This is a genomic window from Streptomyces siamensis, assembly GCF_039543605.1.
Classification (GTDB): domain Bacteria; phylum Actinomycetota; class Actinomycetes; order Streptomycetales; family Streptomycetaceae; genus Streptomyces; species Streptomyces siamensis.
This window is the reverse complement of sequence record NZ_BAABKB010000045.1, coordinates 85,337-111,544: the sequence shown is the minus strand read 5'-3', so window position 1 is coordinate 111,544 and position 26,208 is coordinate 85,337. Positions and strand designations below refer to the sequence as shown.

Annotated in this window: 24 protein-coding genes; 22 read left to right on the top strand and 2 right to left on the bottom strand. The window is 71.5% G+C overall.

Going from position 1 to position 26,208, the window contains the following annotated elements:
* Positions 1 to 3: 3 nt before the first annotated feature.
* The 10 genes from ABEB03_RS40585 to ABEB03_RS40540 are packed head-to-tail and all read left to right on the top strand — an operon-like array spanning position 4 to position 8,553.
* Entirely contained in the window at positions 4 to 942 is a 939-nt protein-coding gene (locus tag ABEB03_RS40585) for a VOC family protein (RefSeq protein ID WP_345658039.1), read from the top strand.
* Positions 939 to 1,748 carry an aspartate dehydrogenase domain-containing protein gene (locus ABEB03_RS40580; protein WP_345658038.1) on the top strand — a complete coding sequence of 270 codons (810 nt, stop codon included), beginning with the start codon at positions 939 to 941 and terminating at the stop codon, positions 1,746 to 1,748. The genes ABEB03_RS40585 and ABEB03_RS40580 overlap by 4 nt, the downstream gene beginning before the upstream one ends.
* Positions 1,745 to 2,545 carry an alpha/beta fold hydrolase gene (locus tag ABEB03_RS40575; protein WP_345658037.1) on the top strand — a complete coding sequence of 267 codons (801 nt, stop codon included), beginning with the start codon at positions 1,745 to 1,747 and terminating at the stop codon, positions 2,543 to 2,545. Before ABEB03_RS40580 ends, ABEB03_RS40575 begins: the two co-directional genes overlap by 4 nt.
* A gap of 9 nt (positions 2,546 to 2,554) precedes the next feature.
* Positions 2,555 to 3,076 carry a cupin domain-containing protein gene (locus ABEB03_RS40570; protein ID WP_345658036.1) on the top strand — a complete coding sequence of 174 codons (522 nt, stop codon included), beginning with the start codon at positions 2,555 to 2,557 and terminating at the stop codon, positions 3,074 to 3,076.
* Positions 3,069 to 3,833, top strand: a complete 765-nt coding sequence (locus ABEB03_RS40565; protein ID WP_345658035.1) for an SDR family oxidoreductase — start codon at positions 3,069 to 3,071, stop codon at positions 3,831 to 3,833. Before ABEB03_RS40570 ends, ABEB03_RS40565 begins: the two co-directional genes overlap by 8 nt.
* Before the next feature lie 19 nt (positions 3,834 to 3,852).
* Positions 3,853 to 4,635 (top strand): SDR family oxidoreductase, encoded by a 783-nt coding sequence (locus ABEB03_RS40560; protein WP_345658034.1) that lies wholly within the window; start codon positions 3,853 to 3,855, stop codon positions 4,633 to 4,635.
* A gap of 11 nt (positions 4,636 to 4,646) precedes the next feature.
* A complete protein-coding gene (locus tag ABEB03_RS40555) occupies positions 4,647 to 6,272 on the top strand; it encodes a thiamine pyrophosphate-binding protein (RefSeq protein ID WP_345658033.1) in 1,626 nt (541 codons plus the stop codon).
* A gap of 36 nt (positions 6,273 to 6,308) precedes the next feature.
* A complete protein-coding gene (locus tag ABEB03_RS40550; protein WP_345658032.1) occupies positions 6,309 to 7,244 on the top strand; it encodes a PDR/VanB family oxidoreductase in 936 nt (311 codons plus the stop codon).
* 53 nt (positions 7,245 to 7,297) lie between these two features.
* Positions 7,298 to 7,525: a recombinase-like helix-turn-helix domain-containing protein gene (locus ABEB03_RS40545; protein WP_345658030.1), complete on the top strand. Its 228-nt coding sequence runs from the start codon at positions 7,298 to 7,300 to the stop codon at positions 7,523 to 7,525.
* Positions 7,526 to 7,527: 2 nt separating this feature from the next.
* Positions 7,528 to 8,553, top strand: a complete 1,026-nt coding sequence (locus ABEB03_RS40540) for an aromatic ring-hydroxylating dioxygenase subunit alpha (protein WP_345658029.1) — start codon at positions 7,528 to 7,530, stop codon at positions 8,551 to 8,553.
* A gap of 15 nt (positions 8,554 to 8,568) precedes the next feature.
* Here the strand turns inward: ABEB03_RS40540 and ABEB03_RS40535 are convergent, their stop codons facing one another.
* Complete coding sequence (locus ABEB03_RS40535) at positions 8,569 to 9,102, bottom strand: MarR family winged helix-turn-helix transcriptional regulator (RefSeq protein ID WP_345658027.1); 534 nt, start codon at positions 9,100 to 9,102, stop codon at positions 8,569 to 8,571.
* A 242-nt stretch (positions 9,103 to 9,344) separates the two neighbouring features.
* On the opposite strand from ABEB03_RS40535, the gene ABEB03_RS40530 reads away from it, so the two are divergent.
* Positions 9,345 to 10,103, top strand: a complete 759-nt coding sequence (locus tag ABEB03_RS40530) for an IclR family transcriptional regulator (protein WP_345658026.1) — start codon at positions 9,345 to 9,347, stop codon at positions 10,101 to 10,103.
* A gap of 233 nt (positions 10,104 to 10,336) precedes the next feature.
* On the top strand, positions 10,337 to 11,446 hold the full coding sequence (locus ABEB03_RS40525) for a PP2C family protein-serine/threonine phosphatase (protein ID WP_345658245.1): 1,110 nt from the start codon (positions 10,337 to 10,339) through the stop codon (positions 11,444 to 11,446).
* Positions 11,447 to 11,498: 52 nt separating this feature from the next.
* On the opposite strand, the gene ABEB03_RS40520 is transcribed toward ABEB03_RS40525, so the two are convergent.
* Positions 11,499 to 11,924, bottom strand: a complete 426-nt coding sequence (locus ABEB03_RS40520) for an ATP-binding protein (protein WP_345658025.1) — start codon at positions 11,922 to 11,924, stop codon at positions 11,499 to 11,501.
* A 197-nt stretch (positions 11,925 to 12,121) separates the two neighbouring features.
* Between ABEB03_RS40520 and ABEB03_RS40515 the strand changes: the two genes are divergently transcribed.
* The 10 genes from ABEB03_RS40515 (at position 12,122) to ABEB03_RS40470 (ending at position 26,083) form a co-directional block, all read left to right on the top strand.
* On the top strand, positions 12,122 to 12,889 hold the full coding sequence (locus ABEB03_RS40515; protein WP_345658024.1) for an IclR family transcriptional regulator: 768 nt from the start codon (positions 12,122 to 12,124) through the stop codon (positions 12,887 to 12,889).
* A 59-nt stretch (positions 12,890 to 12,948) separates the two neighbouring features.
* Positions 12,949 to 14,463, top strand: coding sequence for a glycerol kinase GlpK (gene glpK / locus ABEB03_RS40510; RefSeq protein WP_345658023.1), 1,515 nt, complete (start codon positions 12,949 to 12,951; stop codon positions 14,461 to 14,463).
* Positions 14,464 to 14,544: 81 nt separating this feature from the next.
* Positions 14,545 to 15,717, top strand: a complete 1,173-nt coding sequence (locus ABEB03_RS40505; RefSeq protein WP_425589368.1) for an AI-2E family transporter — start codon at positions 14,545 to 14,547, stop codon at positions 15,715 to 15,717.
* A gap of 98 nt (positions 15,718 to 15,815) precedes the next feature.
* Complete coding sequence (locus ABEB03_RS40500; RefSeq protein WP_345658021.1) at positions 15,816 to 16,382, top strand: PadR family transcriptional regulator; 567 nt, start codon at positions 15,816 to 15,818, stop codon at positions 16,380 to 16,382.
* A 52-nt stretch (positions 16,383 to 16,434) separates the two neighbouring features.
* On the top strand, positions 16,435 to 18,153 hold the full coding sequence (locus ABEB03_RS40495; RefSeq protein WP_345658020.1) for an acyl-CoA dehydrogenase family protein: 1,719 nt from the start codon (positions 16,435 to 16,437) through the stop codon (positions 18,151 to 18,153).
* A 183-nt stretch (positions 18,154 to 18,336) separates the two neighbouring features.
* Entirely contained in the window at positions 18,337 to 19,941 is a 1,605-nt protein-coding gene (locus ABEB03_RS40490) for a neuraminidase (sialidase) (protein ID WP_345658018.1), read from the top strand.
* Positions 19,942 to 20,245: 304 nt separating this feature from the next.
* Positions 20,246 to 20,899: a hypothetical protein gene (locus tag ABEB03_RS40485; protein ID WP_345658017.1), complete on the top strand. Its 654-nt coding sequence runs from the start codon at positions 20,246 to 20,248 to the stop codon at positions 20,897 to 20,899.
* 5 nt (positions 20,900 to 20,904) lie between these two features.
* Positions 20,905 to 21,558 carry a DUF5987 family protein gene (locus ABEB03_RS40480; RefSeq protein WP_345658016.1) on the top strand — a complete coding sequence of 218 codons (654 nt, stop codon included), beginning with the start codon at positions 20,905 to 20,907 and terminating at the stop codon, positions 21,556 to 21,558.
* Positions 21,555 to 23,144, top strand: a complete 1,590-nt coding sequence (locus ABEB03_RS40475) for a GMC family oxidoreductase (RefSeq protein WP_345658015.1) — start codon at positions 21,555 to 21,557, stop codon at positions 23,142 to 23,144. The genes ABEB03_RS40480 and ABEB03_RS40475 overlap by 4 nt, the downstream gene beginning before the upstream one ends.
* A gap of 125 nt (positions 23,145 to 23,269) precedes the next feature.
* Positions 23,270 to 26,083 carry a TIGR03767 family metallophosphoesterase gene (locus ABEB03_RS40470; RefSeq protein WP_345658014.1) on the top strand — a complete coding sequence of 938 codons (2,814 nt, stop codon included), beginning with the start codon at positions 23,270 to 23,272 and terminating at the stop codon, positions 26,081 to 26,083.
* Positions 26,084 to 26,208: the final 125 nt, after the last annotated feature.

The following is a 26,208-nucleotide window of genomic DNA, read 5'->3' as shown; positions in this document are numbered from 1 at the left end:
GTCATGCCCCAACCCCCCGTTGCCCGACTGCGCGCGCTGCGCTCGGTCGAGCTGCTCACGCCCACGTTCGGTGAAGCCGCGGACTTCTACGCCGAGGCGTGGGGACTCGCGGTCGTCGAGTCCGAGCGCGACGCCGTATGGCTGCGCGGCACCGGCGAGGAACACCACGCCCTCCAGCTGACGCGCTCCCACCGCGTCGGCCTCGGGAGGATCTCGTTCGCGGTCGCCACCCCCGCCGAGGTGGACGAGGCGGCCCGCCGCCTGCTCGCCCGTGGCATCACCCCGGTGGCCGGACCCGGCCGTCTCGACCAGGTGGGCGGCGGCTACGGCCTGCGCTTCACCGACCCCGAGGGACGGCTGATCGAACTGACCGCCGAGACCTGGGCGGTCCGGCCCCGCGGCCGGGACGAGGCCGTACCGGTCGGCGTCACCCACGCCGTGCTCAACACCGCCGACATCGACGCGTCGGTCGCCTTCTACTGCGACGTCCTCGGGCTGCGCGTCTCCGACTGGTCCGAGCACCAGATGGCCTTCCTGCGCTGCAACGCGGACCACCACTGCATCGCCTTCAACCAGGCCGAATGGGCCTCGCTCAACCACGTGGCCTACGAGATGAGTTCCGTCGACCACTTCATGCGAGGGCTCGGCCGGCTGCGTCACCACGGCATCACCCCCCAGTGGGGACCCGGCCGGCACGGCCCCGGCGACAACACCTTCTCCTACTTCACCGACCCGACCGGCCTGGTCTGCGAGTACACCTCCGAGGTCGCGCAGGTCGTCGAGGACCGCTGGATCGCCAAGGTGTGGCGGCGCACCCCCGAACTGTCCGACCTGTGGGGCACCGCGGGTGCCCCCTCCCAGGAGATCCGCTGCCACATGGCGGGCACCCCCGACCCCGGCCCGCTCGCCGCACCCGCCCTCGCCGAGGAGGCCTCCGCATGACCACGAGCATCCCGAAGGTCCGCAGGGTCGGCGTGGTCGGCTGGGGCGCCATCGGCCGCGTCGTCGGCTCGGCCCTCGTCGAACAGACCATCCCCGGGGCCGAGTTGGAGTGCGTCGTCGACAACCGTCCCCTCGGGGACAGCGCACCCGCCCCGCAGGTCGCCTTCGAGGAGGCCCTCCAGCGCTGCGACCTCGTCGTCGAGGCCGCGGGCCAGGCGGTCGTCCGCGCATGGGGCGAACGCGTCCTGGAATCGGGCACCGACCTGCTGATCGCCTCCACCGGAGCGCTGACCGACGAGGAACTGGCCAAGCGGCTCCTCGCGGCGGGGCCCGGCCGGGTGTACTTCACCGGCGGCGCCGTCGGCGGCCTCGACCTCCTCCAGGCCGTACGCTCCCTCGGCCCGCTGCACGACGTGCGCCTCACCACCACCAAGCTGCCCAGCACGCTCGAACAGCCCTGGATGGACGAGGAGTTGCTGACGCGTATGCGGACGGCGACCGGCCCCGTCGAAGTCATGTCGGGCACCGCCCGGGACGTCCCGGCGAAGTTCCCCAAGTCGACGAACGTCGCCGCGTCGGTCGCACTGGCCGTCGGCGACCTGGACACTGTGCGGGTCCGGGTCGTCGCCGATCCCGGGGCGCACCACACCCGGCACGTCGTCGAGGCGTCCGGCGCCCACGGGACGTACCGCTTCGACGTGGCCCACCTGCCCGACCCCGGCAACCCCGCGACCAGCCAGGTCGTCCCGTACGCCGTGCTGCGCAGCCTGGCCGCCCTGGCCGGGCGGACGGGACAGATCCTGTGACGGCGGCTGCGCGCATCGCGGACACGGTGCACACCGAAGAGGCCGGCGAGCAGGGGCCGTTGCTGCTCTGCCTGCACGGCATCGGCTCCTCGTCGGCGGCGTTCGCCCCCCAGCTCGCCGAACTGGGGCGGTACGCGCGGGTCGTCGCCTGGGACGCTCCCGGATACGCCAAGTCCGCCGACCCCGAAGGCCCGTCGACCCTCGACGACTTCGCCGACACGGCGGCCGAGCTGATCCGCTCGCGCGGTGGGAGCGCCCACGTGCTGGGCGTGTCCTGGGGCGGAGTGATCGCGCTGCGCCTCGCCGTCCGCCACCCCGAGCTCGTCGCCTCCCTCGTCGTCGCCGACTCCAGCCCCGGGTCGGGGACCGACCCGAAGAAGGCGGCCGCCATGCGGGCACGGGCCGCCGAACTCGCGGAGAGCGGGCCCAGGGCCTTCGCCGAGCGTCGCGCACCCCGCCTGGTGTCCGAGCACGCGCCCGCCGAGCTCGTCCGGCGCGTGACCGACACCATGGCGGACGCGATCCGCCTCCCGGGATACGGCCACGCCGCCGAGTCGATGGCCGCCACCGATCTGCGCGCCGAACTGTCCCGCATCGCCGCGCCCACCCTCGTCCTGTGCGGCGACCAGGACCGGGTCACCGGCGTCGACGCCTCACAGGCCATCGCCGGCGCCATCCACAGGACCGCCTACGTGATCGTCAAGGACGCCGGTCACCTGGCCAATCAGGAGCAGCCCGAGCGCTTCAACGCCTGGGTGCTCTCCCACCTCCGCATCACCGCCCGTATCCCCGCATAGGAGCTCACCGTGCCTCTCACCACCACCACGTACGACAACGGCGGCGACCTCGCCTCGTACACCGACTCGCTCATCGCGACCAAGGACTCCCGCGAGCCCGACTGGAACACCCTCGCCTTCCAGGCGAAGGCCGGCGACCAGTACCGCCGCGCGCAGATCCGCTATGTCGGCTCCGGCGCCACCGGCAACCACGAGGGCGACAACCGGATCATCCCGTCCGGCGGCTTCACGTTCTCCAACATGCTGCTCCCGCCGGGCGCCGAGGGCCCCGAGCACACCCACCACGACGTCGAGGAGGCGTTCTTCGTCCTGGAGGGCCAGGTCCGCGTCGGCATCCACCGCGGCGAGGACGAGGTGGAGTACCGCACCCTCGGCTACCGCGACATGATCGTCGTCCCGGCGGGTGTGGCCCGCTCCCTGAAGAACGAGGGTCACACCGACGCGCTGTTCTGCGTCGTCATCGGCACCCAGAAGCCGCAGGTGCCGACCTACCCCGAGCACTCTCCGATGCACGGCGTCACCCGTGACTGAACAGCGGTCGACCGGCGGCCGGACCGTCGTCGTCACCGGGGCGGGCCGTGGCCTGGGACTGGCCATGGCCCGCCGGGCCGGCCAGGACGGCTTCCGGGTCGTCCTCGCCGAGGTGGACGAGGAGCGCGGCCGGGCCGCCGAGGCGCTGCTGCGCGCGGAGGGCCTCGACGCCCGCTTCGCGCACTGCGACGTCGCCGACCCGGCCTCGGTCGGTCGGCTCGCCGACCTCACCGCCCCGCTCGGCCCGCTGTACGGACTGGTCAACAACGCGGCGCTCGCCAACGGCGTGGGCGGCAAGGAGTTCCAGGACATCGACGTCGAGGCGTGGGACCGGCTGATGACCGTCAACGCTCGCGGCCCGTGGCTGGTGTCCAGGGCCCTGCTGCCGCAGCTCCTCGCCCACGGCGGCCCCGGCCGCATCGTCAACCTCGCCTCGGACGCGGCCCTGTACGGCTCACCGCGGCTCGCCCACTACGTCGCCTCCAAGGGCGCCGTGATCGCCCTGACCCGGGCCATGGCCCGCGAACTCGGCGACAAGGGCATCACCGTCAACGCGGTCGCCCCCGGACTCACCGAGTGCGAGGCCACCGAGACCGTGCCCGCCGAACGCCACGACCTGTACCGCGTGAACCGGGCCATCTCCCGCCCCCAGCAGCCCGACGACCTCACCGGCACGGTCGCCTTCCTGCTCGGCGAGGAGTCCCGCTATCTGACCGGACAGGTGATCGCCGTCAACGGCGGCTTCACCATGCACTGAGCAACAGGAGACAACTGCCATGGATCTGGGCCTCGCCGACCGCACCATCGTGGTCACCGGCGGCAGCTCGGGCGTCGGCCTGGCCACGGTCCGCGCCCTCCTCGACGAAGGCGCGAACGTCGCCACCTGCGGCCGCGACGCCGGGCGGCTCGCCCGGGCGGCGGCCGGACTCGACGGCGTACGGCTGCTGACGGGCGTCTGCGACGTACGGGACGCCGACGCCGTACGCGAGTTCACCGATCGCGTCGCCGACAGGTTCGGCGGCATCGACGGGCTCGTCAACAACGCCGGCCAGTCCCGGATGAAGGGCCTCGACGAGTCCACCGCCGCCGACTGGCGCGACGAGTTGGAGCTCAAGTTCAGCGGCGTCCTCAACCCGCTGCACGCCGCCCGCCCGCACCTGAGGGCCTCGCACGCGCCGAGCGTCGTCAACGTCAACGCGGTCCTCGCCAAACAGCCCGAGACCCGTCTGATCACGACGAGCGCAGCCCGCGCGGGCATCCTCAACCTCTCCAAGTCCCTGTCCGCCGAACTCGCCGCCGACGGCATCCGCGTCAACTCCGTTTGCCTGGGCCTGATCGACACCGGCCAGTGGACCCGCCGCCACGCCGCCGCGGACACCCGCGAGACCTACGAGGACTGGCAGGCGCACCTCGCCGCCGACCGCGGCATCGCGCTCGGCCGGCTCGGCCGCGCCGAGGAGGTCGCCTACGCGATCGTCGCGCTCCTGTCACCGCGCGCCTCGTACATCACCGGCACCAGCATCGACGTCTGCGGCGGCGTCGGCCGTTCCATCCTCTGAGGAGACCTCACATGCGTCACGACACCGGAGGCGATCTCCTCGTCGCCGTCCTGCGCCGACTCGGCATCGACACCGTCTTCGGCATCGTCAGCGTGCACAACCTGCCGCTCGTCGAAGCCGTCGACCGGGAACTGCGGTTCGTCCCCGTACGCCACGAGGCGTCCGCCGTGAACGCCGCCGACGCCTACGGGCGGGCCCGCGGAGGGATCGGCTGCGCCCTCACCTCCACCGGCACCGGCGCGGGCAACGCAGCCGGATCACTGATCGAGGCGCTCAGCGCGGGCACCTCCGTCCTGCACATCACCGGGCAGGTGGAGAGCCGGTTCCTGGGCAGCGGCCGCGGCTTCATCCACGAGACCAAGGACCAGCTGGGCATGCTGACGGCGGTGTCCAAGTACGCCGCCACCGTGACCTCCGCCGACGAAGCGGGCCGCATCCTGCGCGAGGCGGCCCGTGCCGCCCGCACCGCACCCGGCGGACCCGCGAGCGTCGAATGGCCCATCGACCTCCAGTACGCCGCCCAGACGGACACCGCACCGGAACCCGCCGACCCCGTTACGCCCGCCGCCGAACCGGGCGAACTGGCCGCCGCCGCGGCGCTGCTGGCCTCGGCGCGACGACCCCTCGTATGGGCGGGCGGCGGCGCGACCCGCGCCCGCACCGAACTCGCCGAGCTGCTGGCCGCCACCGGCGCCGGTCTGCTCACCTCGAACTCCGGGCGCGGCACCGTCCCCGAGGACCACCCTCAGGTCATCGGCAACTTCGCCACCGCGCCGGCCGCCCGCGCGCTGCTCGCCGACGCCGACGTCCTGCTGACGATCGGCACCCACTTCCGCTCGAACGAGACGGCCGACTACGGGCTCGAACTCCCCGCCGCACACGTCCAGATCGACGTCGACGGCGCCGCGCTGGGCCGCGTGTACCCGGCGCGGCACCCCCTGCACGGAGACGCGGCCGACGTCCTCTCCGCACTCCTGCCGCACGCCCGTACGGCCGAGGCGTCCTGGACGGAGCGGGTCACCGCGGTCCGCGGACAGGTGCGGGCCACGCTGCGCGACAACATCGGCCCGCAGGCGGCGATCTGCGACGCGATCCGTGCCGCGCTGCCCCGTGCGGCCGTCGTGGCCCGCGACGTCACCATCCCGTCCAGCAGCTGGGGAAACCGGCTGCTGGACATCCACGACCCGCGCGACAACGTCTTCCCGCGCGGCGGCGGCATCGGGCAGGGCCTCGGCATGGGCATCGGAGCGGCACTCGCCCGGCCCGAGACGCCCACGGTCGTGATCGCCGGGGACGGCGGCCTCGCCGTCCACCTGGGCGAACTGCTCACCCTCGCCCAGGAACGGCCCCGGCTCACCCTGCTCGTCTTCAACGACGGCGGTTACGGCGTCCTGCGCAACATGCAGGACACCTACGCCGAGCGCCGCTCCGGCGTCGACCTCACCACCCCCGACTTCGAGAAGCTGGCCGGCGCCTGCGGGCTGCCGTACCTGCGGATCGCCGCCGAGGAGCACGCCGGTCCGGTGCTGGAGCAGGCCGTCGCGTCGGACGGGCCCGTCCTCGTCGAGGTCGACCTGACGGCGCTGGGCCCGATGAAGAACCCGTTCACCCCGCCCGTACGGATTCCGGGCCAGTGAGATGCCGACCGAGACACCTGTGAGGAGCCGGCCCCGATGAGCGAGACGTCCCTGCACCTGACCGTGCACCGCATGACCTGGGAGGCCGAGGGGGTCCTCTCCGTGGAACTGGTCCACCCCGACGGCAAACCCCTCCCGGCCTGGACCCCCGGCGCCCACATCGACGTCGAGGTGGGCGGCCTGATCCGCCAGTACAGCCTCTGCGGAGACCCCCGGACGGCGACGGCGTACCGGATCGGCGTCCTCGACGCGCCCGCGTCACGCGGGGGCTCGCGCCATGTGCACACCCGGCTGCGCCCCGGCCGGACCGTCACGGTCTCCGAACCGCGCAACCACTTCGCCCTGGAGGACGCCCCGGGTTACGTCTTCGTGGCGGGCGGCATCGGCATCACCCCCCTGCTGGCCATGGCCCGCGAGGCCGGCCGGCGCGGTGCCGACTGGCGCATGGTGTACGGAGGCCGCAGCCGCGCCTCGATGGCCTTCACCGACGAACTGGCCGCGCTCGGCGGCGACGTGAGCGTCGTCCCGCAGGACGAGCACGGCCACATCGACCTGGACACCGCGCTCGCCGGACTGCCCGCCGGGACACTCGTCTACTGCTGCGGCCCGGAACCCCTGCTGACGGCCGTCGAGCAGAAGTGCCCCGCCGAACGTCTGCGCGTGGAGCGCTTCGCCGCGCCCACGGTGGAACGGGCAGGCGACGACGAGGCGTTCGAGGTCGAGTGCCGCGCCTCCGGCCGCACCCTCACCGTCGGCGCCGACACCTCGATCCTCCAGGCGGTGGAGGACGCCGGCATCGGCGTCGACAGTTCCTGTCGCGAAGGCATCTGCGGCTCCTGCGAGACGCGGGTGCTCGACGGCACGCCCGACCACCGTGACTTCCTGCTCAGCGAGGCCGAGCACACCGCGAACGCGACCATGATGATCTGCGTCTCCCGCTGTGCCTCCGGCCGCCTCGTCCTCGATCTGTGACCGACGACCGACCTGTGACCCGACGCCCCTTGCCCCGACCGCTGGAGGCCCCCATGACCACCGCCCCCTGGCCGTACCTGGACGCCCACCAGTCCCGTACGCATGAGCCCACCCCGTACGAGTACAAGCTGGCCGCCACCCTCGAAGAGGTCTTCACCAAGGACGGCCACGAACTCGCCGACGTGATCGTCGGACTGAACGCCCGTCAGGTGCACGCACCCGACGGCGCCCCGTGGACCGAGGAGTCCTTCCGCGCCGAGATGCACCGCCTGGGAGCCTGACCATGACGCTGTCCACCACCGCCACCGCCGACCACATCTACGCCACGGGCCTGCGCAACCAGTGGCACGCCGTCGTCCCCTCGCACTTCGTCGCGCCCGGCGCGATGCGCAGGGTGACCGCGCTCGGCGAACAGTGGCTGCTGTTCCGCCGGTCCGACGGCGTCCTGTCGATGCTCGCGGACCGCTGTCCCCACCGGGGCGCCCCGCTGTCGCTGGGCAGACACCTCGGCGACCGCGTCGCCTGCTGGTACCACGGCGTCGAGGTCGAGAGCGACGGCACCGTCTCGTCGGTGCCCGGACTGCCCGGCTGCAACCTCGAAGGCAAGAGGCTCGTCGCGTCGCTGCCGGTCCGCGAGGCAGCCGGCGCGATCCTCGCCTACTTCGGCGACGAACAGCACCCGGAGCCGGTCGAACTGACCCTGCCCGAGCCGCTCGACGACCCGGACGTCGAGCCGATCCTGTGCTACGCCGAGTGGGACGTCCCGTGGCGGTACGCCATGGAGAACCTCCTCGACCCCATGCACGGGGCGTTCCTGCACCACGAGTCCCACACCATGTACGACGGGGACACCACCGCCAAGTTCCGCATCCGCGAGACCGGCCGCGGCTACTTCTTCGAGAAGACCGACCAACGGGGCGTCAACTTCGACTGGGTCGAGCTGTGCCGCACCGGGATCGACTGGGTGGACCTCTCCATCCCGTACCCGCCCTCCGCCGGACCCGGCGGCGCCTTCGGCATCGTCGGCATGGCGTGCCCGGTGGACGCCGAACGCACCGGGGTCTTCTTCTGGCGCTACCGCCGTGTCCAGGACTGGCAGCGCGACACCTGGCGCTTCCTCTACAAGACGCTCATCGAGGAGCGTCACTGGGAGGTCCTGGAGCAGGACCGCGTCATGCTGGAGGCCATGCCCGCGGACGCCGACCAGCGCGAGAACCTCTATCAGCACGACCTGGGCGTGGTACGGCTCAGGCGCCTCTACCGGGCACAGGCGGAGCGGCAGGCCGCGGCAGCCGCCTCGGCCGGCTGAGCCCGAGGGCCCGCCTCAGCCGGGGAGGTCCCCGTCCGAGGCGATGATCGAGTGCTCCAGCTTGCGCAGCAGCCGGGCGAGCTGGCGGCACTCGGCCGGGGACATCTCGCCGAGCATGCGGCGTTCGTTGTCGAGGTGCTCGGCGAACACCTCGTCCACCTTGGCGAGCCCCTCGTCGGTGAGCCGCGAGTACACGACGCGCCGGTCCTCGGCGTCCCGCTCGCGCACGATCAGCCCGTCCTTCTCCAGCCGGTCGATCCGCAGCGTGACCCCCGCGGACGACACCAGGCCGGAGTCGGCGAGCTGGCCCGCGGTCAGCCGGTACGGCGCTCCCGACCTGCGCAGCGCGGTCAGCACGTCGAAACCGGCCACGGACAGTCCGTGCCGTTCGATGGACGTGGTCAGGCGGGTGCTGTAGCGCAGGAACGAGCGGTGCAGCCGGGCCAGGACCTCCAGGGGGGCGGTGTCCAGCTCGGGGCGCTCGCGTGCCCAGGCCTCGATGACCATCGCGACCGCGTCCCGATCCGCCGTCGCCCTGCGCTCCGCCATCCCGCCCCCTCACACGACCCGCAGGACCGCACAGCGCCGCCGCGGCTCATGCGGCACGCACATGTCCCTCACCCCTGAAAATCCTACCCCTGAGGAGACCGACTCCCGTCGGCGGTGGGACGAGCGAGAGGGGCCGCAGGCCCTGCCCGGGGCCGTCACCACGCGGTGTCGCCGGTCCGCTCGGCACGGCGCGGGCCGTGCACACGCTTGCCTGCGCCGGGGTCCCGGCGCACGCTGGTCTCATGGGTGCTCAGGACGGCCCCACGCTCATCGCCTCGGTGCAGCGGGCCTTCCGCCTGCTGGAAGCGGTGGGGGCGCACGAGAACGGCGCGCCCGCGAAGCAGCTGGCGCGTGAGACGGGACTGCCCCTGGCCACCGCCTATCACCTGCTCCGTACGCTGACCCACGACGGATACGTGCGCAAGCTCGCCGACGGAGGGTTCGTCCTCGGTGACAAGGTGCAGGCGCTGAACACCCGGGGCCGCGAACAGGCGCTCCTCAGCCGGGTCCGCCCCACGCTCGCCGCGCTGCGGGACGGGCTCGCGGCAGCCACCTACCTCACCTTCTACGAGGAGGGCGAGATCCGGGTCGCCGAGATCGTCGACGGCCCCCGCGCGCCGCGTGTCGACCTCTGGGTGGGGTTCGAGGACGCGGGACACGCCACCGCGCTCGGCAAGTCCGTCCTGCGCGAACTGGACGAGGAGTCCCGCAACGACTACCTCGCCCGGCACCACCTCGCCGACCTCACACCGCGGACCATCACCAGCACGACGGAACTCCTCCGGCAGATCGACTCCGCGCCGCTGGCCCCCGCCGTCACGGACCTGGAGGAGTACGCCCTCGGCACGGTCTGTGTCGCGGTGCCCGTCTACTGCGGCGAGATGCTCGGCTCGCTCGGTGTGTCGCTCCCGGCGGACCGGCTCGCCCGGCTCGCCGAGGCCCGGGAGCGGCTGATCCCGACCGCCGACCGCGTCACGAGGAGCCTGTCGCTCACTATCTGAAATCCGAGTCCTTGTGGCGCCCGGCTCGAACGTATTTCCTGGATGAAACGGACATCTCGGGAGCGTGCCCGCTTACGGAAGAGGACTGCGGACGGAATATGAAACCTTCCCGAGACCATGGCGGTGGCCACGGACCGGAGCGGCCGGACGGCAGTCCGGGGCCGTGGCTGCGAGCCACGTCCGGCAGGAGCGTCGCCCTGCAGGTGGCCGCCGGTACGCCGGTGCTGCCCCTGATGCTCGTGTGCGTCGTCGCGCTCGTGGACCTGCTCGGCGGAGCAGGTGTGATCTGGCTGCCGCTGCTCGCGGCGGGGCCCGCGCTGGCCGCGACGACGAACGGACCGCGCGGGGTCCTGTGCGTCGGTCTGGTCGCCGCGCTGGTGGGCGCGACGCTCGGCGTCCGGGACGGCGTTCCGGGACGTGAGCTGGCGGTCGTCCTGTCCGCGGTCGGCGCCGTCACCGTGGCGAACGGCCTCACGAGCGCCCTGCGCGGGCGTCGTGAACGGGTGCTCGCCGCCGTCCGCTCGGTCGCGGAGGCCGCGCAGCACGCGCTGCTCAAGCCCGTGCCGGAGACCGTCGGCCCCTTCCGGGTGGCGGTCCGCTACAGCGCGGCGGCCGCGGAGGCCCGTATCGGCGGGGACCTCTACGCCCTGGTGCCGACCCCGTACGGGATCCGGCTGATCGTCGGCGACGTGCGCGGCAAGGGTCTGCCGGCCGTGTCGACGGCCGCCCTGGTGCTCGGTGTCTTCCGTGAGGCCGCCTACGACGAGCCCGACCTCCTCGCCGTCGTCGGCAGGATCGAGCGGAGCCTGGCGCGCAACCTCGGCCACGACGACTTCGTCACCGCCGTCGTCGCCGGATACCCGCGGTCGGGTCATCTGGAGCTGGTCAACTGCGGCCACGCGCCCCCGCTGCTGGCACGCGAATCCGGTGATGTCGTGGCGGTGGAGCCCACGAACCCGGCGCCGCCCCTCGGGCTGCGCGCCTTCTCCGGAGAGGACCCCAGCCTCCAGGTGATGCCCTTCGCCGACGGGGACCAGCTGCTGCTCTACACCGATGGCGTCACCGAGGCGCGCAACCACAGCCGGGAGTTCTATCCGCTCGCCGAGGGGCTGGCCCGCCACCTGTCCGACGAGCCGGCGCGCACGCTGACCGCGCTCCACGACGAGCTGCTGGACCACGTGGGCGGCAGGCTGCACGACGACGCGGCGCTGCTGCTGCTGCGCAAGCCGGCCCTGTCCGAGCCGATGGCCGACGGTCCGGAGGCCCACGGGCCGGGGGAGTCGGTGTCGGGCGGTCCCGGATCCGGGCTGTCCCGAACGGTGGTCACGGAGGTGAATGCGTGATGGCCCGGTCCCGGGCGTGGGAGCGGTGGCCGTCAGGTGGCGCCGTGTCTCGTCACACGGAGACGAGCTCGGCCCAGCGGGTGATCCGGCCCTGATGGACGCGAATGCCGTGCCGGGCCGCCAGCGCGTGCACGATCTCCTCGCCGCGTCCGTGCTCGTCCGGGTCGGTTCCCGCCTGGCGCTGTCCCGGCGGACGCGCCGGTCCCGCGTCGCTGACCTCGATGTGCAGGGTGCCGAGACCGCGGTCCCGGCTCCAGGACAGCCGCAGCTCCGCCGGAGGCAGCGCGTGCATGATCGCGTTGGTGAGCAGTTCCGACACGACGAGGAGACAGTCGTCGACGATCGCCGTGCGTATGTTCCACTCGGCGAGCACCCCGCCCACCTGTCGACGCAGGGCGGGAACGGCCTCGGCGACGGGCGGCAGCGGACATACGTGTTCCAGAGCTTCCGGAAGCACCGTGTTGAGCTGTAGTGCCATCTGCTCTCCTCCCGCGGGCGCAGCCGGCCGGACGCCAGATCCCGGCGCGCGTTGCCGGGCCTGAAAGCAAGGTAAGGAGAGGGACAAAGCAGGTCAATGAACGCGGGTCGGCATTACCGAACGGGGACGTCCGGCGCATACCGGACCGGCGACCTGCACGAAAAGCGGACAGCCCGCAGCGGGACTACGCTCGATTCATGGCCGGCCCAGTCCAGTCGATCGAACGGGCGGCGGCGATCCTGCGTCTGCTCGCCGGCGGGCCCCGCCGACTCGGTCTGGGAGAGGTTGCTTCCTCACTGGGTTTGGCGAAGGGCACCGCCCACGGCATCCTGCGCACCCTTCAGCACGTGGATTTCGTCGAGCAGGACGAGGCGACCGGAAAGTACCAGCTCGGGGCCGCTCTGCTGCATCTCGGCACCAGCTATCTCGATGTCAACGATCTGCGGTCCCGTTCGATCAACTGGGCCGACGCCCTGGCCGCCCGCAGTGGTGAAGCGGTCCGCCTCGGCACGCCGCTGGAGGGCAGGGTTCTTGTCATCCACCATGTGTTCCGCCCGGACGACACCCTTCAGACCCTCGACGTGGGTTCGCTGCTGCCCCTGCACGCCTCCTCGCTCGGCAAGGTGCTGCTGGCCTACGGGACCGCGGCTCTGGAGCCGGTGCTGGAGTCCGGACTCGAGGCGTACACCCGGCACACCCTGGTCACCGCGGAACAGCTCACCCGCGCGCTCGGCGAGGTCCGGGAGCTCGGCTGGGCCGCGGAGGTCCAGGAGATGAGCATGGGCGAAGCCGGCGTGGCCGCGCCGATCCGGGGCCACGGCGGTCTCGTGGTGGGTGCCATCGGGCTCTCCGGACCCGTCGAGAGGATCTGCGACAGCCAGGGCCGCCCCCGGCCGAGCCTGATCACCCTGCTCCGCGAGGCCGCACGGGCGATCTCCAGAGACCTCGGCGCGACCCGCTGGTGAAACCGCCTCGGCACACTGGAAGGCAGACCCGATCATGACATCGGAAGGCAGACCCGATCATGGCTGAACGGTACGTAATGTCCATCGATCAGGGCACCAACTCCACCCGATGCATTCTGTTCGACAACCACGGACGGCTGGTGTCGGTCGTCCAGCGGGAGCACGAGCAGCACTTTCCCAAGCCGGGGTGGGTCGAGCACGATGCTGTCGAGATCTGGCGGAACCTTCAGCGGATCGTGCCCGAGGCCCTGTCCGACGTGGCGGTCGGAGCCGAGGACATCGCCGCGATCGGGCTCGCGAACCAGCGGGAGACGACGGTGCTCTGGGACCGCCGCACCGGTGAGCCCCTCGGCAGGGCGATCGTCTGGCAGGACACCCGTACGGCACCGCTCGTGGACGAGCTCAGCCAGCAGCCCGGCGACACCTTCTTTCTCGACCGGTGCGCCCTGCCGCCGTCGACCTACTTCTCCGCGCTGCGCATCCGCTGGCTGTTCGACCACGTCAGCGGGCTGGAACAGCGTGCCATCGACGGCGAGGTGCTGTTCGGCACGATCGAGACCTGGCTGATCTGGAACATGACGGGGGGAGTGGACGGCGGTCTGCACATCACCGACGCCACCAACGCCAGCCGCACCATGCTGATGAACATCCACACGCTGGCCTGGGACGACGAGCTGCTGTCGTTCTTCGGAGTGCCCCGAGTGATGCTTCCCGAGATCCGCTCCTCCGCCGAGGACTACGGCGAGGCGCGCGGCCTTCTGCCCGGCGTCCGCATCACGGCCGCCCTCGGCGACCAGCAGGCCGCCCTGTTCGGCCAGACCTGCTTCTCCCCGGGCGAGGCGAAGTGCACGTACGGGACGGGCAGCTTCCTCCTCCTCAACACCGGCAACGAGGTCGTGCGGTCACGGCACGGACTCCTCGCGACCGTGGCCTACAAGATCGGGGAGCAGCCCCCCGTCTACGCCCTGGAAGGGTCGATCGCCGTCACCGGCTCCCTGGTCCAGTGGTTCCGCGACCGGCTGGGTCTGATCAACAACGCTCCGGAGATCGAGACGCTGGCACGGACGGTGGAGGACAACGGCGGCTGCTACATCGTCCCCGCGTTCTCCGGTCTCTTCGCGCCCCGCTGGCGCAGCGACGCACGCGGCGTCATCGTCGGCCTCACCTCGTACATCACCAAGGGGCACCTGGCCCGCGCCGTCCTGGAAGCCACCGGATGGCAGACACGGGAGGTCGTCGACGCCATGAACGCCGACTTCCCGGTCCCCCTGAAGCAGCTGAAGGTGGACGGCGGCATGACGGCGGACAACCTGCTCATGCAGTTCGTCGCCGATGTGCTGGACGTGCCGGTGGTGCGGCCCATGGTCGCCGAGACGGTCTCCCTCGGCGCCGCCTACGCCGCCGGACTCGCCGCCGGCTACTGGTCGGACCTGGAAGTCCTGCGCCGTCACTGGCACCGGGCCGGCCAGTGGATGCCGGACATGGACCCCGAGCGCCGCGAGTCGGAGTACGACAACTGGCAGCGCGCGGTCGAACGTTCGCTCGGCTGGATCAGGCCGCCCGCGACCTCCTGACCGGGAATGCCACACCAGGCCGGTTGCCCGGAATGCGCCTAATGTTCTCGACGTGGCGGGCAGTCGGCAGCGGGAGGCACAGTGGCGGACGGGGGCGCATCGGCGGCGGGCCGCGGCCGAGGTCCACGGCCGCCCGGCGCCAGGTCCGGCAGCCGGCCGGCCCCGGCCGCGCGGCCCCCACGACGTTCCCGCGGCCGATACCCCGTCCCGGCCCACGAGCGGGTGGTGCCCTGGCTCCGTGTCGCCGCCGCCTACGCATGGCGTCTCATCCTGGTCGGCGTCGTCGTCTACGGCGTCTTCACCATCCTGGGCCGCTTCCAGCTCATCGCCGTGGCGCTCTTCCTCGCCCTGGTCATCACCACGGTCCTGCGTCCACTCGCCGATCTCCTCGGCCGGTGGCTGCCGAGGTCGGTGGCGGTCACCGTCTCCGTCATCGGCAGTGTGTTCGCGGTACTCGGTCTGCTGGCCCTCGTCGGCAGTGCCGTGGCGGGGGAGTCGGGGAAGCTGGCCGGCGAGTTCCGCGGCGGCGTCCACCGGATCGAACTCTGGCTCCAGCAACCTCCGTTCCGGCTGGGCCCGGGCGCGCTGTCCCGACTTCAGGAACAGATCGTCGCCTACTTCACCGCGCACCGCGCCAGCCTGCTCAGCAGCGCCCTCAGCGGCTTCGGCCGGTTCGTGGAGATCGTCACGGGGGCCGCGCTCGCGCTCTTCGCCTCCGTCTTCTTCATCCACTCCGGGGAACGCCTGTGGGCCTGGGCGCGTGACGACCTGTTGCCCAAGGGGGCCCGGCCGGCGTGGGACCGGGCGGGACACGCGGCATGGCGGACGTTCGCGGGCTACACGCGCGGCATCATCATCGTGGCCGCCACCAACGCCGTACTCGTCGGCATCGCCCTGTACGTGCTGAGGGTGCCGCTCGCGCTGCCGCTGACCCTGCTGGAGTTCTTCGCCGCGTTCGTGCCGCTGGTGGGATCGCCGGTGGCACTCGGTGTGGCGACCGTGGTCGCCCTGGCCGGTCGCGGGCCGCTGACGGCGGCGGCCGTCGTGGTCCTCATCGTCGTCATCGGCCAGCTCGAAGGCCACGTGCTGCACCCGCTCGTGATGAGCTGGGCGGTCCGGCTCCATCCGCTCGTCGTCGCCGTCTCCGTCATCGCGGGCAGCATCGTCGCGGGCGTGATCGGAGCCGTCGTGGCCGTCCCCTTCGTCTCGGTCGTCTGGGCGGTGCTCAACGTGCTGCGCCCCAGACCGCCGTAGCGGGCAAAGGCCCGCACACCACCGCCGCCCGGGTGAGCCGTGTCTCACCCGGGCGGCGGCGCTTGTCTATGCAACGAGTTGCATAGCAGGATCGCGGCATGGCGCTCGACCACGCGATCCTCGTCTCCCTGCTGGAGAAACCGGGCTCCGGCTATGAGCTGGCCCGCCGGTTCGAGCGGTCCATCGGCTACTTCTGGACCGCCACGCACCAGCAGATCTACCGCGTGCTCAAGCGCATGGAGGGCGAGGGCCTGCTCGCCGTGCGCGACGTGCCGCAGCAGGGTCGGCCGGACAAGAAGGAGTACTCCGTCGCCGCCCCCGGCCGCGCCGCCCTCTCCCTGTGGCTCCACGAGCCGATCGAACCGGAGAGCATGCGTCACGACCTCGCCGTGAAGATCCGCGGCGCGGCCTTCGACGACCCGGCCGCACTCGTCCGTGAGGTCGAACGCCACCACCAGGTGCACAGCGACAGGCTCGCGCACTACCTCGCCGGAGAACGGCGCGACTTCACCGGACCCGAAGCCCCCGCACCGCTCGACGCAGGCCAGGAACTTCAGCACGTCGTGCTGCGCGGCGGCATCGCGTACGAGCGCATGACCATCGCCTGGCTCGACGACGTCCTCGCCACGCTGCACCGCCTCGGCGCGACCCCGCCGTCCGCCTGAAGAACACCGCAACCCCTCTCGAAGCCCACCCCCCGCCCGGAAGGTGAACGCCATGGCCGACCCCCTGCTGTTCCACCCGCACTCCTACGACCCGGCGCACTTCGACCCGGAGACGCGCAGGCTGCTCCGCGCCACCGTCGACTGGTTCGAGGAGCGCGGCAAGCGGCGCCTGATCGAGGACTACCGCTCCCGCGCGTGGCTCGGGGACTTCCTGGAGTTCGCCGCCGAGGAGCGCCTGTTCGCCACCTTCCTCACTCCGGCGTCCGCCGCCGGGCAGGAGGACCAGCGCTGGGACACCGCCCGCATCGCCGCCCTCAACGAGATATTCGGGTTCTACGGGCTCGACTACTGGTACGCCTGGCAGGTCACCATCCTCGGCCTCGGCCCGGTCTGGCAGAGCGACAACGCCGCCGCCCGCGGCCGCGCGGCGGAACTCCTCTCCCAGGGAGAGGTCTTCGCCTTCGGCCTGTCCGAGAAGACCCACGGCGCCGACATCTACTCCACGGACATGCTGCTGGAGCCCGACGGTGACGGCGGCTTCCGGGCCACCGGCTCCAAGTACTACATCGGCAACGGCAACGCCGCCGGACTCGTCTCGGTCTTCGGCCGCCGCACCGACGTCGAGGGCCCCGACGGGTACGTCTTCTTCGCGGCCGACAGCCGCCACCCCTCGTACCACCTCGTGAAGAACGTGGTCGACTCCTCCAAGTACGTCAGCGAGTTCCGCCTGGAGGACTACCCGGTCGCCCCCGACGACGTCCTGCACACCGGCCGCGCCGCCTTCGACGCGGCCCTCAACACCGTCAACGTCGGCAAGTTCAACCTCTGCACCGCCTCCATCGGCATCTGCGAGCACGCGATGTACGAGGCCGTCACCCATGCGCACGGCCGCATCCTGTACGGCCGCCCCGTCACCGCCTTCCCGCACGTGCGCCGGGAACTGGCCGACGCGTACGTCCGCCTGGTCGGCATGAAGCTGTTCAGCGACCGCGCCGTCGACTACTTCCGTTCGGCCGGTCCCGAGGACCGCCGCTACCTGCTCTTCAACCCGATGACGAAGATGAAGGTGACCACCGAGGGCGAGAAGGTCATCGACCTCATGTGGGACGTCATCGCCGCCAAGGGCTTCGAGAAGGACAACTACTTCTCCCAGGCCGCCGTCGAGATCCGCGGACTGCCCAAGCTGGAGGGCACGGTCCACGTCAACCTCGCGCTGATCCTCAAGTTCATGCGCAACCACCTGCTGGAGCCGGTGGAGCACCCCGCCGTGCCGACCCGCCTCGACGCGGCCGACGACACCTTCCTGTTCCGGCAGGGACCCGCCCGCGGTCTGGGTTCCGTACGCTTCCACGACTGGCGCGCCGCCTACGACGCGTACGCCGAGCTGCCGAACGTCGCCCGCTTCCGCGAGCAGGCCGACGCCCTGTGCGAGTTCGTGGCCACCGTCGCCCCCGACGAGAAGCAGAGCCGCGACCTCGACTTCCTCCTCTCCGTCGGCCAGTTGTTCGCCCTGGTGGTGCACGGACAGCTGATCCTGGAGCAGGCCCGCCTGACGGACCTGGACGAGTCCGTGCTGGACGAGCTGTTCTCCGTGCTCGTCCGCGACTTCTCCGGACACGCCGTCGAACTGCACGGCAAGGACTCCGCCACCGAGGAGCAGCAGCGCTGGGCGCTGGGCGCGGTCCGGCGTCCCGTGGTCGACGAAGGACGCTCGGCACGTGTCTGGGAACGCGTCGAGGCGCTGGCCGGGGCCTACGAGATGAAGCCCTGATCCAAGGCCTGAACGGGACCACCTCGGCGACTCCGCCGTCCGGCCCATCAAGGGGACCGGCCATGAGGCCGAAAAGGATCGAGCGGAGTCGTGCCCGGCCCCGGCCGGACGGCTCCGCGCCCCACGCAGCCCCGATGCCGCGGGTGCCGTGCCCCGGGCGCCGCGGCGCAGAGGAGATCCTCGATGCGCGTCCGCCTGCACCTGACCGCCGCCACCGCCGCCGCGTTCCTGCTCACGGCGGGTGCCGGGGCCCTTCCCGCGACGGCCGACCGGAATTCCGACGGCCGGCCGCTGCGCAAGGTGTCCTTCGGGGACCCGTACGCCGACTGCACCATCGGCGCACGGTCCCCGGACAGCGTGGTGTACCCGGGTACGGAGGTCGAGCCCTACCTGTCCGTCGACCCGCGTGACCCGAAGCGCGTCGTCACCGTGTTCCAGCAGGACCGCTGGTCGGACGGTGCCGCGCGAGGGCTGGTGGCCGGCTGGACCAAGGACGGCCAGACCTTCCAGGAGAGCACGCTTCCCTTCAGTGCCTGCGCGCCTGGCGGCGCGGACTTCGAGCGGGCTTCCGACCCCTGGGTGAGCACCGGACCGGACGGCACCGTCTACGCGAGCGGGGAGGGCGTCGACTTCACCAGGAGCACCCGCAGCGCCCTGCTCGCCGCCACCTCCCGGGACGGCGGCCGTACCTGGCGGAACCTCACCACCACCCACGTCGACGAGCAGCCGTTCTTCAACGACAAGCCCTCGCTCACCGCCGACCCGACCCGCAAGGGCACCGCCTATCAGGTCTGGGACCGTCTGGACAACAACCCGCACGGCCCGTCCTCCCTCGACGGCCCCGGCTACATCTCCCTCACCCGCGACGGGGGACGCACCTGGAGCGAGGCCCGGCGGTTCGTCGCCACCGACGACGTGCCGAACTCGCAGACCATCGGACACGTCATCGTCGTCGACCCGCGCAACGGCACCCTCTACGACTTCTTCGACCGGATCACCTACTCCGACGACCTGAGCACCGTCGTCGACGCCCACTTCGACGTGGTGACGTCGACCGACGCCGGCGAGACGTGGAGCGCCGCGACCACCGTGGCCCGGGACACCTCCGTACTCGAGGTCGACCCGAACGACCCCGCCAAGCTGCTCCGCGCCGCGGCCACCCTGCCCAGCCCGGCCATCGACCCGAAGAGCGGCACCCTCTACATGGCCTACCAGGGCTCGGACTTCTCCGAAGGCGCACACAACTCCGTCCAGCTGGTGCGCTCCGGCGACGGTGGACGCACCTGGAGCAGGCCGACGCTCATCAGCCCGAAGGGCGTCCCCGCCTTCTCCCCGTCCATCGCCGTCGACAAGCGGGGCACGGTCGCGCTCACCTACTACGACCTGCGCTTCCTCCGTCCGGGTGACACCACCACGCTGCCCACCGCCTACCAACTGGCCACCCTGCCGCACGGCGATCCGCGACACCTGGCCGAGCGGCGGATCTCCAGGGTCTTCGACTGGCTGAAGGCGCCATACGCCGGGGGCTACTTCCTCGGCGACTACCAGGGCCTGGTCACCGACGGCCAGGGGGTGCGACCGGTGCTCACCGAAGCCGGCTCCGGCGCGCGCCGGAGCCTTACGGACGTGTACACCGGTGTCTTCCGTATCCCGGTTAACGGCCCGGGCCGCCCGGGGCCCGACGGCCGCCGTGAGCCGAAGGCCTCGAAGAGCCGGCAGGGACACCCGCACTCCGTGAGGGTGCCGCAGCGTTTCCTCGACATGAACGCGCAGACGACCGGCCGCTGAGAACGGCTCCGGTGCGGTGGCGGGAGATTTGCCTGCCGGAACCTCTTCCCGGAGGACCGGAACGAATGCTATGGCGATTTCCCGCGTCAGGACGCGATGCGCGGCCGAGAGACCAACAACCTTGACGGGCTTCCTAGTTGACGGCCGTTCATTTCACAGGATCAGTGGCTCAGTCACTGACCCACCTCTTGTACTGGCCGGTCGGTGTGCCCCATCCTCGGTATGCCGATCGCCCAGCGCGCCGCGGCGGCCGGCCCTGCGTGACATTCACCCTGCTCCGTTTACGGGAGGTCCCGTGTTTCCCTTGCGCCTTCGTGTCTCGGCAGCCGGCTGCGCGCTGGTTCTGGGAGCGTCCGCGGCGCTGCTCGCGAGCAGCGCCGCCGCCGTCGCAGCACCGTCGAAGCCGGTCGTCCGCGAGAACCCGGCCCGGCAGCCGACCCGCTCCGCAGAGCTCGCCGACACGTCCGTGGATCCGTTCACGGAACCGGGGTTCGCCGCCGGCTGCACCTGGCACGAGTTCGGGGAGGGGGAGCAGCCGCCGTGGTGGCTGACGTTCGCCGACCCGCTGTGCGTGGAGTACAGCAAGCGGGACATCACCATCGACGACGGAGGGGCCCTGCGGTTCCTGGTGGCCGAACCCTCCCGGTTCGCCATCGCCATGGTGACCTGCCACTACTACCAGAAGGACCACTGGAGCGTGCAGTCCACTCACGGAGCGACGCCGTGGGTGGCGTGGGACGGTCAGTACTGGTGGGACAAGGCCGCGAGACGGGCCGGAGCCCGCCTGACCAATTTCCGCATCGACGGACACACCGTGGGCATCGGAGACGCGGTCACCGCCCTCGAACCGGACTTCCCCGACATCGCCCGCGCGCTGAGCGACTACGGTCAGGCCGCGGGTGAGACCGGACTGACCGTGTCATTGCCCTACGACCTGCGCTGCGCACTGGCCGGGTGATCACCATGACCGGGTCCGATCGGAGAACCATCCTCAAGGCACTGGTCGCCACGCTCGCGGGACTGTCCGTCGGCGGTTTGGACACACCTGCGGCCGCCGCGGCCGACACCTCCGAGAGCTGGACGACACAGACGCTCGAGGCGTTCGCCGACACCCTGATACCGGGCCAGCGTCGCTTTCCCGGCGACGTGGTGGTCGCCGGTGCGGTCACCGGCCCCGGTGCGGTACAGGCCGGTACCGTCAGCCTCCTCCACTCGCCCGAACTGCCGGTGGCGCCGCTGTTGCCGGCGATCGCGGCGCTGCTGGACGCCCGCGCCGTCGCCTATGCCGCCCTCCGGCTGATCTGGCTGCCACCGACCCTCCCGCCTTTCGTGGGCCTGTCCTTCTCCGACCGCACCGCCCTGGTCGGCGGCCTGTTCGACCCCGACGACCTGGACCGGCCGATCTGGCAGGTGATGAGCCTGCTGGTGGGGCTGGCGTTCGACACCGCGGGACAGCAGGACACCGGGGAGGCCCTCGGCCAGGGCCATCCAGGACTGGTGTGGCTGCGCTTCCCCGAGCCGGACCCGGACGGCCTCTGGCGCTTCCCCGATTTCTCCTACGGCCGCCCGCTCGCGGCACTTCATCCGAACACGACCGCTTCAGGGAGTCCGGCATGACGGGGCAGACCACGGACGTCCTGGTGATCGGCAGCGGCTTCGGCGGCGCGATCCCGGCCTACTACCTCGCGGCGGGCGGAGCCCGCGTCACTGTTCTGGAGCGCGGCCCCCGTGCGGCCGCCGCCGACTTCACCCACTCGATGCGCCTGGGCACATACAACAAGATCGTGGACGTGGTCCGCGGCGACGGAGTCGCGGTGGTCGCCGGCAACTGCGTCGGCGGCGGGAGCGTCGTCTACTTCGCCGCCTCGCTACGCGCACCGTCCTTCGTCTTCGAGCGCCACGGCAGCCTCGGCCGCAGGCTGTGGCCGGCCACCCTGACCCGGGCCGCCCTCGACCCCTGGTACGACCGGGTCGAGGAGGCGCTGCCCGTCACCCGGACCGACTGGCCCGACGTGTCCTACGCGGGCGGGGTCCTGGCCGCCGCCTGCCGACGGGCCGGACACACCTGCAATCCCGTGCCGGTGGCGGTCGACACCGACGCCTGCACCAACTGCAACTGGATGCTCTCCGGCTGCCGCTTCGACGCCAAACGCTCCCTGCTGCTCAACTACCTGCCGGCGGCGGAGGCCCACGGCGCGGACATCCGCCCGCTGCACGAGGTGCAGACCGTCACCCCGTCGCCGCTGTCCGGCTATCGCTACGCCGTCGGCTACACCGTCCTGGACCCCGACGACTACAGCTGCACCGCCCAGGCCGGCGTCATCCACGCCAAGGTCGTCGTACTCGCCGCCGGCGCCGTGGGCACGCCCGTGATCCTCCAGCGCTCCGCTCCCCTCCTCGGGGACGTCCCGGCCGCTGTCGGGCGCTACTTCTCCGGCAACGGCGACCGCGTCAGTGTCGCCGACATCGTCGAGGACAAGGCGCGCTCACTGCTGGGTCTTTCACGTCCCGACGGTTCCGCCTACCAGGGGCTGCCCGTGGGCCGGCCCATCACCGCCGCCACCTACGACCACCTGGACCCGACCGCCCCGGAGTACAGCCGCTTCACCCTCCAGCAGATCTACTTCCCCCCGCTGACCAACGTGCTGGCCCAGGCCGCCAGGTCACCCGCCTGGTTCGGCATCGAGAAGCGGAACATGCGGGCCCGGTGGCGCTCCTGGCTCACCCTGCTGGCCATGACCGAGGACGACAACGAAGGCACCTTCGGGACCGTCCCGCTCACCGGCAGCTTCACCCGGCTGGCGCCAGGGCTCGGACTGGGCACCATGACCTACCGCCCCACCTCCCGTACCCGCCAGGCATGGGACCGGGCCGACGCCGCACTGCGGGAAATCCTGGAGAAGGACGGCCTCTCCCGGGTCCGCCCGTGGAGCGAGGACGTCGCCGGCACCGTCACGGCCCATCCGCTCGGCTCGGCGCGGATGGGCGACGATCCCGCCACCAGCGCGCTCACCGACGGCCATGAGCTACGGGGCCACAGCGGACTGTTCGTCACCGACGGTGCCGCCGTCCCCACCTCTCTCACCGTCAACCCCTCACTGACCATCGCGGCCCTCGCCGAACGCGCCGTCGCCACGATCGTCACCCGTGCCGCCGAAGCCGGGGTCGCGCTCCGCCGCGACGTTCCGCTGCCCGGCCGCTGATGGGCCCGTGGAACGAGGCGGAACGGAATGGAACACCGGAAGAGGAGACGAGTCCGACCTTTCCTGGGAGACATGGCGTGGGTATCTCGCGAAGAAGGTTACTGACGACGACCGGAGTGGGTGTGGTGGCGGCAGCCATCGACGCGGGCGGTTTCCGCGCCGCCGCCGAAGCCGCGACGCCGACGGGCGTCGGCAGGACGGCCGCTGTGAGGACCGCCTCCACATCGGACGTGCCGGTGGTCACCACGTGGGACCAGACGGTGCAGCGGGCGAGCTATGCCCAGGGCGCGGGCTACCAGCGGCTCGTCGCCGGGCCGGGGGAGCCGCACGCCATCCGCACCGACCTCTGGTCCCGCTTCGGCCCTCCGACGATGGCGCTGGCGGCGTTTGCGCAGATGACCGACCTGCACATCGTGGACGACCAGTCGCCGGCCCGCCTCGAGTTCATGGACCGCTACGCCGACGCCGGTGCCCCGCACTACGCCTCGTACCCCACCGATTCGGCCTACCGGGGCCACGAGTTCCTGTCGACGCAGGTCGTCGACGCGATGTGCCAGGCCGTCGCCGGCGTCGGCAAGGGTCCGCGAAGCAAGAAGCCGCTGCAGTTCACCATCGTCACCGGCGACGCGATCGACAACTGTCAGCACAACGAGAACCGCTGGTACATCGACCTGCTCGACGGCGGCCAGACCATCGTGCCGGACTCCGGCCACATCGGCCTCGACCAGAGTTTCGCCGGCGGTGCCCTGACCAACGGCGGCACCGGGGACAACCACTACTACTACCCGTCCGTACCTCCGCAGCAGGTGCCGGGCAACCAGTACACCGGCACCTCCGGCCTCGGATTCCCCTACGTCCCGGGACTGCTGGACGCGAGCGGCGCGGTCGGAGCGGCCCGCCGGCCGTTCGTCTCCCACGGCCTCGGCATGCCCTGGTACGCGGCGTACGGCAACCACGACGGCCTGTGGCAGGGCAACGAGCCCATCGACAACAACCTGGTCGACGTGCAGGGTATGACGGTCGGCTCGTCCAAGACCTCCGGCACCTCCGCGGACCTGCCGGACGACTACAGCGACCTCGGCACCTTCGGCAAGCTGATGGTCGCCTGGGAGCTGGAGGGGACCCGGGTCGTCGCGGACCCCAACCGGCGGCTGCTGTCGCGCAAGGCCTTCATCCAGGACCACTTCAACACCGCAGGCCTGCCGGTCGGTCACGGATTCCAGGGCGTCGGCATCGACAAGGCCTACTACGCGATCCCGTCCGGCTCCGGCGACCTGATCCGCTACATCACCCTCGACTCGACCAACACCAACACCGACGGGTTCGGTTCCGGCGCCGCGGGCGGCTCGATCGACACCGACCAGCTCAACTGGCTGGAACAGCAGCTGCGGGCCAACAGCTCGCGCTACATCGACACCAGGAACCGCATCGTCACGCAGAGCGGTGTGCAGGACAAGATGTACGTCCTGTTCTGCCACCACACGCTGAACACCATGGACAACCTCGACGACGGCATCTTCGGCGGCATCTTCGGGGACCGGCACACCGGCGACGAACTGAAGGCGCTGCTGCTGCGCTACCCGAACGTCATCGCCATGGTCAACGGACACACCCACGCCAACAAGATCGTCCCCCATCCGACGCCGGCCTCCAGCCCGATCTCCGGTGGCTTCTGGGAGATCTCCACGGCCTCGCACATCGACTGGCCGATCCAGAGCCGCATCATCGAGATCATGGCGAGCCCCGACGCGCAGAACGCAGGGGAGTTCGGCTCGGCCGCCGGGCCCGCCACCCTCTCGATCTTCACGACCATGGTCGACCCCGCCGCACCCCTCTCCTTCGGGGGCGACACCAGCACGCCCGCACAACTGGCGTCCCTGGCCAGGGAACTGGCCACCAACGACCCGCAGGAGGTGAGCCGCGGCATCACCAGACGCATGGGCGTCAGCCAGGACCGCAACACGCAACTGCTCCTGCCGGCCCCCTTCCCGCTGCACGCCCCGCACCCGCTCGGCTCCCCGATCGCCGCGGCCCGCAACAAGGACGGGTGCCTCGAGCTGTTCGGCACGGACGCGCAGGGCAATCTGTGGAACACCGGCCAACAGACCGCCGGCGGCAGCCTACGGCCCTGGACGAAGCTCGCGAGTGGGCCGGGGTGGCAGTCCGTCACCGCCAGCAGCCACCAGGACGGCCGGGTCGAGGTGTTCGCCATCGATCAGAACGGCTACGTGACCCGTCGCGCGCAGACCAGCGCGGGTAGCAGCACCTACACGGCGCCCCAGCAGTTCGACTCCGGCTTCACCTCGGTGACCGCGGTCCAGGACCAGTGGGGCGGCATGCAGGTCTACGCGACCCGCGGCGACAACACCATCCGCCACCGCTGGCAGGACTTCCTGAACGACGACACCGCTTCGAACGGCTGGTTCACCCCCTGGACCCAGCTCGGCGGCACCGCGATCCAACTCGCCGTCGAGACCGGCTCCGACGGGCGCGCCATGCTGGTCGCCATCAAGGAGGACGGCCTCCTCATCCAGCGCAGGATGAACGTCGCCAACGCGCAGACGGAGAGCGAGTGGGGCGGCGTGCTGCCGCTCGACGGCATCCTGGACTCCATCGACATGGCCCGCAATCTCGACGGACGCCTGGCGATCTTCGGCACCAATCCCGACGGCCAGCTCTTCCGCCGCTTCGAGACCGCCCCGGCCGGCGGCACGTGGCAGTCCTGGGTCCAGATGTCGACGCAGCACGGTTCCACCACGCTGCGGATGCGCCACGTCTCCGCCGAGCGGAACGGGGCCGGCAAGATCGAACTGTTCGCCGTCGACGACACCGGCACGCTGTACCACTGCACGCAGACCGACCCCAGCAGCACCACCTGGTCGGCCTGGGAGTCCTACCAGTTCCAACTGCGCGCCACGCACACCTTTGCCGGTCTGTGACAGGCCCGGCGACACCTGATCCGTCCCGTCCTCCCGCCTGAACGCGGGTTCCGGCCGCGTCGCTCAGCGGCGGGGCCGGAACCCGCGCGGGCTTCCGCCACCCCCGCATCCGTCCCGTCACGGCT

What these genes read in the sequence shown, in the direction of transcription:
- ABEB03_RS40585 (WP_345658039.1), top strand. Translation starts at nt 4, where the DNA reads ATGCCCCAACCCCCCGTTGCCCGACTGCGCGCGCTGCGCTCGGTCGAG.
- ABEB03_RS40580 (WP_345658038.1), top strand. Translation starts at nt 939, where the DNA reads ATGACCACGAGCATCCCGAAGGTCCGCAGGGTCGGCGTGGTCGGCTGG.
- ABEB03_RS40560 (WP_345658034.1), top strand. Translation starts at nt 3,853, where the DNA reads ATGGATCTGGGCCTCGCCGACCGCACCATCGTGGTCACCGGCGGCAGC.
- ABEB03_RS40555 (WP_345658033.1), top strand. Translation starts at nt 4,647, where the DNA reads ATGCGTCACGACACCGGAGGCGATCTCCTCGTCGCCGTCCTGCGCCGA.
- ABEB03_RS40550 (WP_345658032.1), top strand. Translation starts at nt 6,309, where the DNA reads ATGAGCGAGACGTCCCTGCACCTGACCGTGCACCGCATGACCTGGGAG.
- ABEB03_RS40545 (WP_345658030.1), top strand. Translation starts at nt 7,298, where the DNA reads ATGACCACCGCCCCCTGGCCGTACCTGGACGCCCACCAGTCCCGTACG.
- ABEB03_RS40540 (WP_345658029.1), top strand. Translation starts at nt 7,528, where the DNA reads ATGACGCTGTCCACCACCGCCACCGCCGACCACATCTACGCCACGGGC.
- ABEB03_RS40535 (WP_345658027.1), bottom strand. Translation starts at nt 9,102, where the DNA reads ATGGCGGAGCGCAGGGCGACGGCGGATCGGGACGCGGTCGCGATGGTC.
- ABEB03_RS40530 (WP_345658026.1), top strand. Translation starts at nt 9,345, where the DNA reads ATGGGTGCTCAGGACGGCCCCACGCTCATCGCCTCGGTGCAGCGGGCC.
- ABEB03_RS40525 (WP_345658245.1), top strand. Translation starts at nt 10,337, where the DNA reads ATGCTCGTGTGCGTCGTCGCGCTCGTGGACCTGCTCGGCGGAGCAGGT.
- ABEB03_RS40520 (WP_345658025.1), bottom strand. Translation starts at nt 11,924, where the DNA reads ATGGCACTACAGCTCAACACGGTGCTTCCGGAAGCTCTGGAACACGTA.
- ABEB03_RS40515 (WP_345658024.1), top strand. Translation starts at nt 12,122, where the DNA reads ATGGCCGGCCCAGTCCAGTCGATCGAACGGGCGGCGGCGATCCTGCGT.
- glpK (WP_345658023.1), top strand. Translation starts at nt 12,949, where the DNA reads ATGGCTGAACGGTACGTAATGTCCATCGATCAGGGCACCAACTCCACC.
- ABEB03_RS40500 (WP_345658021.1), top strand. Translation starts at nt 15,816, where the DNA reads ATGGCGCTCGACCACGCGATCCTCGTCTCCCTGCTGGAGAAACCGGGC.
- ABEB03_RS40495 (WP_345658020.1), top strand. Translation starts at nt 16,435, where the DNA reads ATGGCCGACCCCCTGCTGTTCCACCCGCACTCCTACGACCCGGCGCAC.
- ABEB03_RS40490 (WP_345658018.1), top strand. Translation starts at nt 18,337, where the DNA reads ATGCGCGTCCGCCTGCACCTGACCGCCGCCACCGCCGCCGCGTTCCTG.
- ABEB03_RS40480 (WP_345658016.1), top strand. Translation starts at nt 20,905, where the DNA reads ATGACCGGGTCCGATCGGAGAACCATCCTCAAGGCACTGGTCGCCACG.
- ABEB03_RS40475 (WP_345658015.1), top strand. Translation starts at nt 21,555, where the DNA reads ATGACGGGGCAGACCACGGACGTCCTGGTGATCGGCAGCGGCTTCGGC.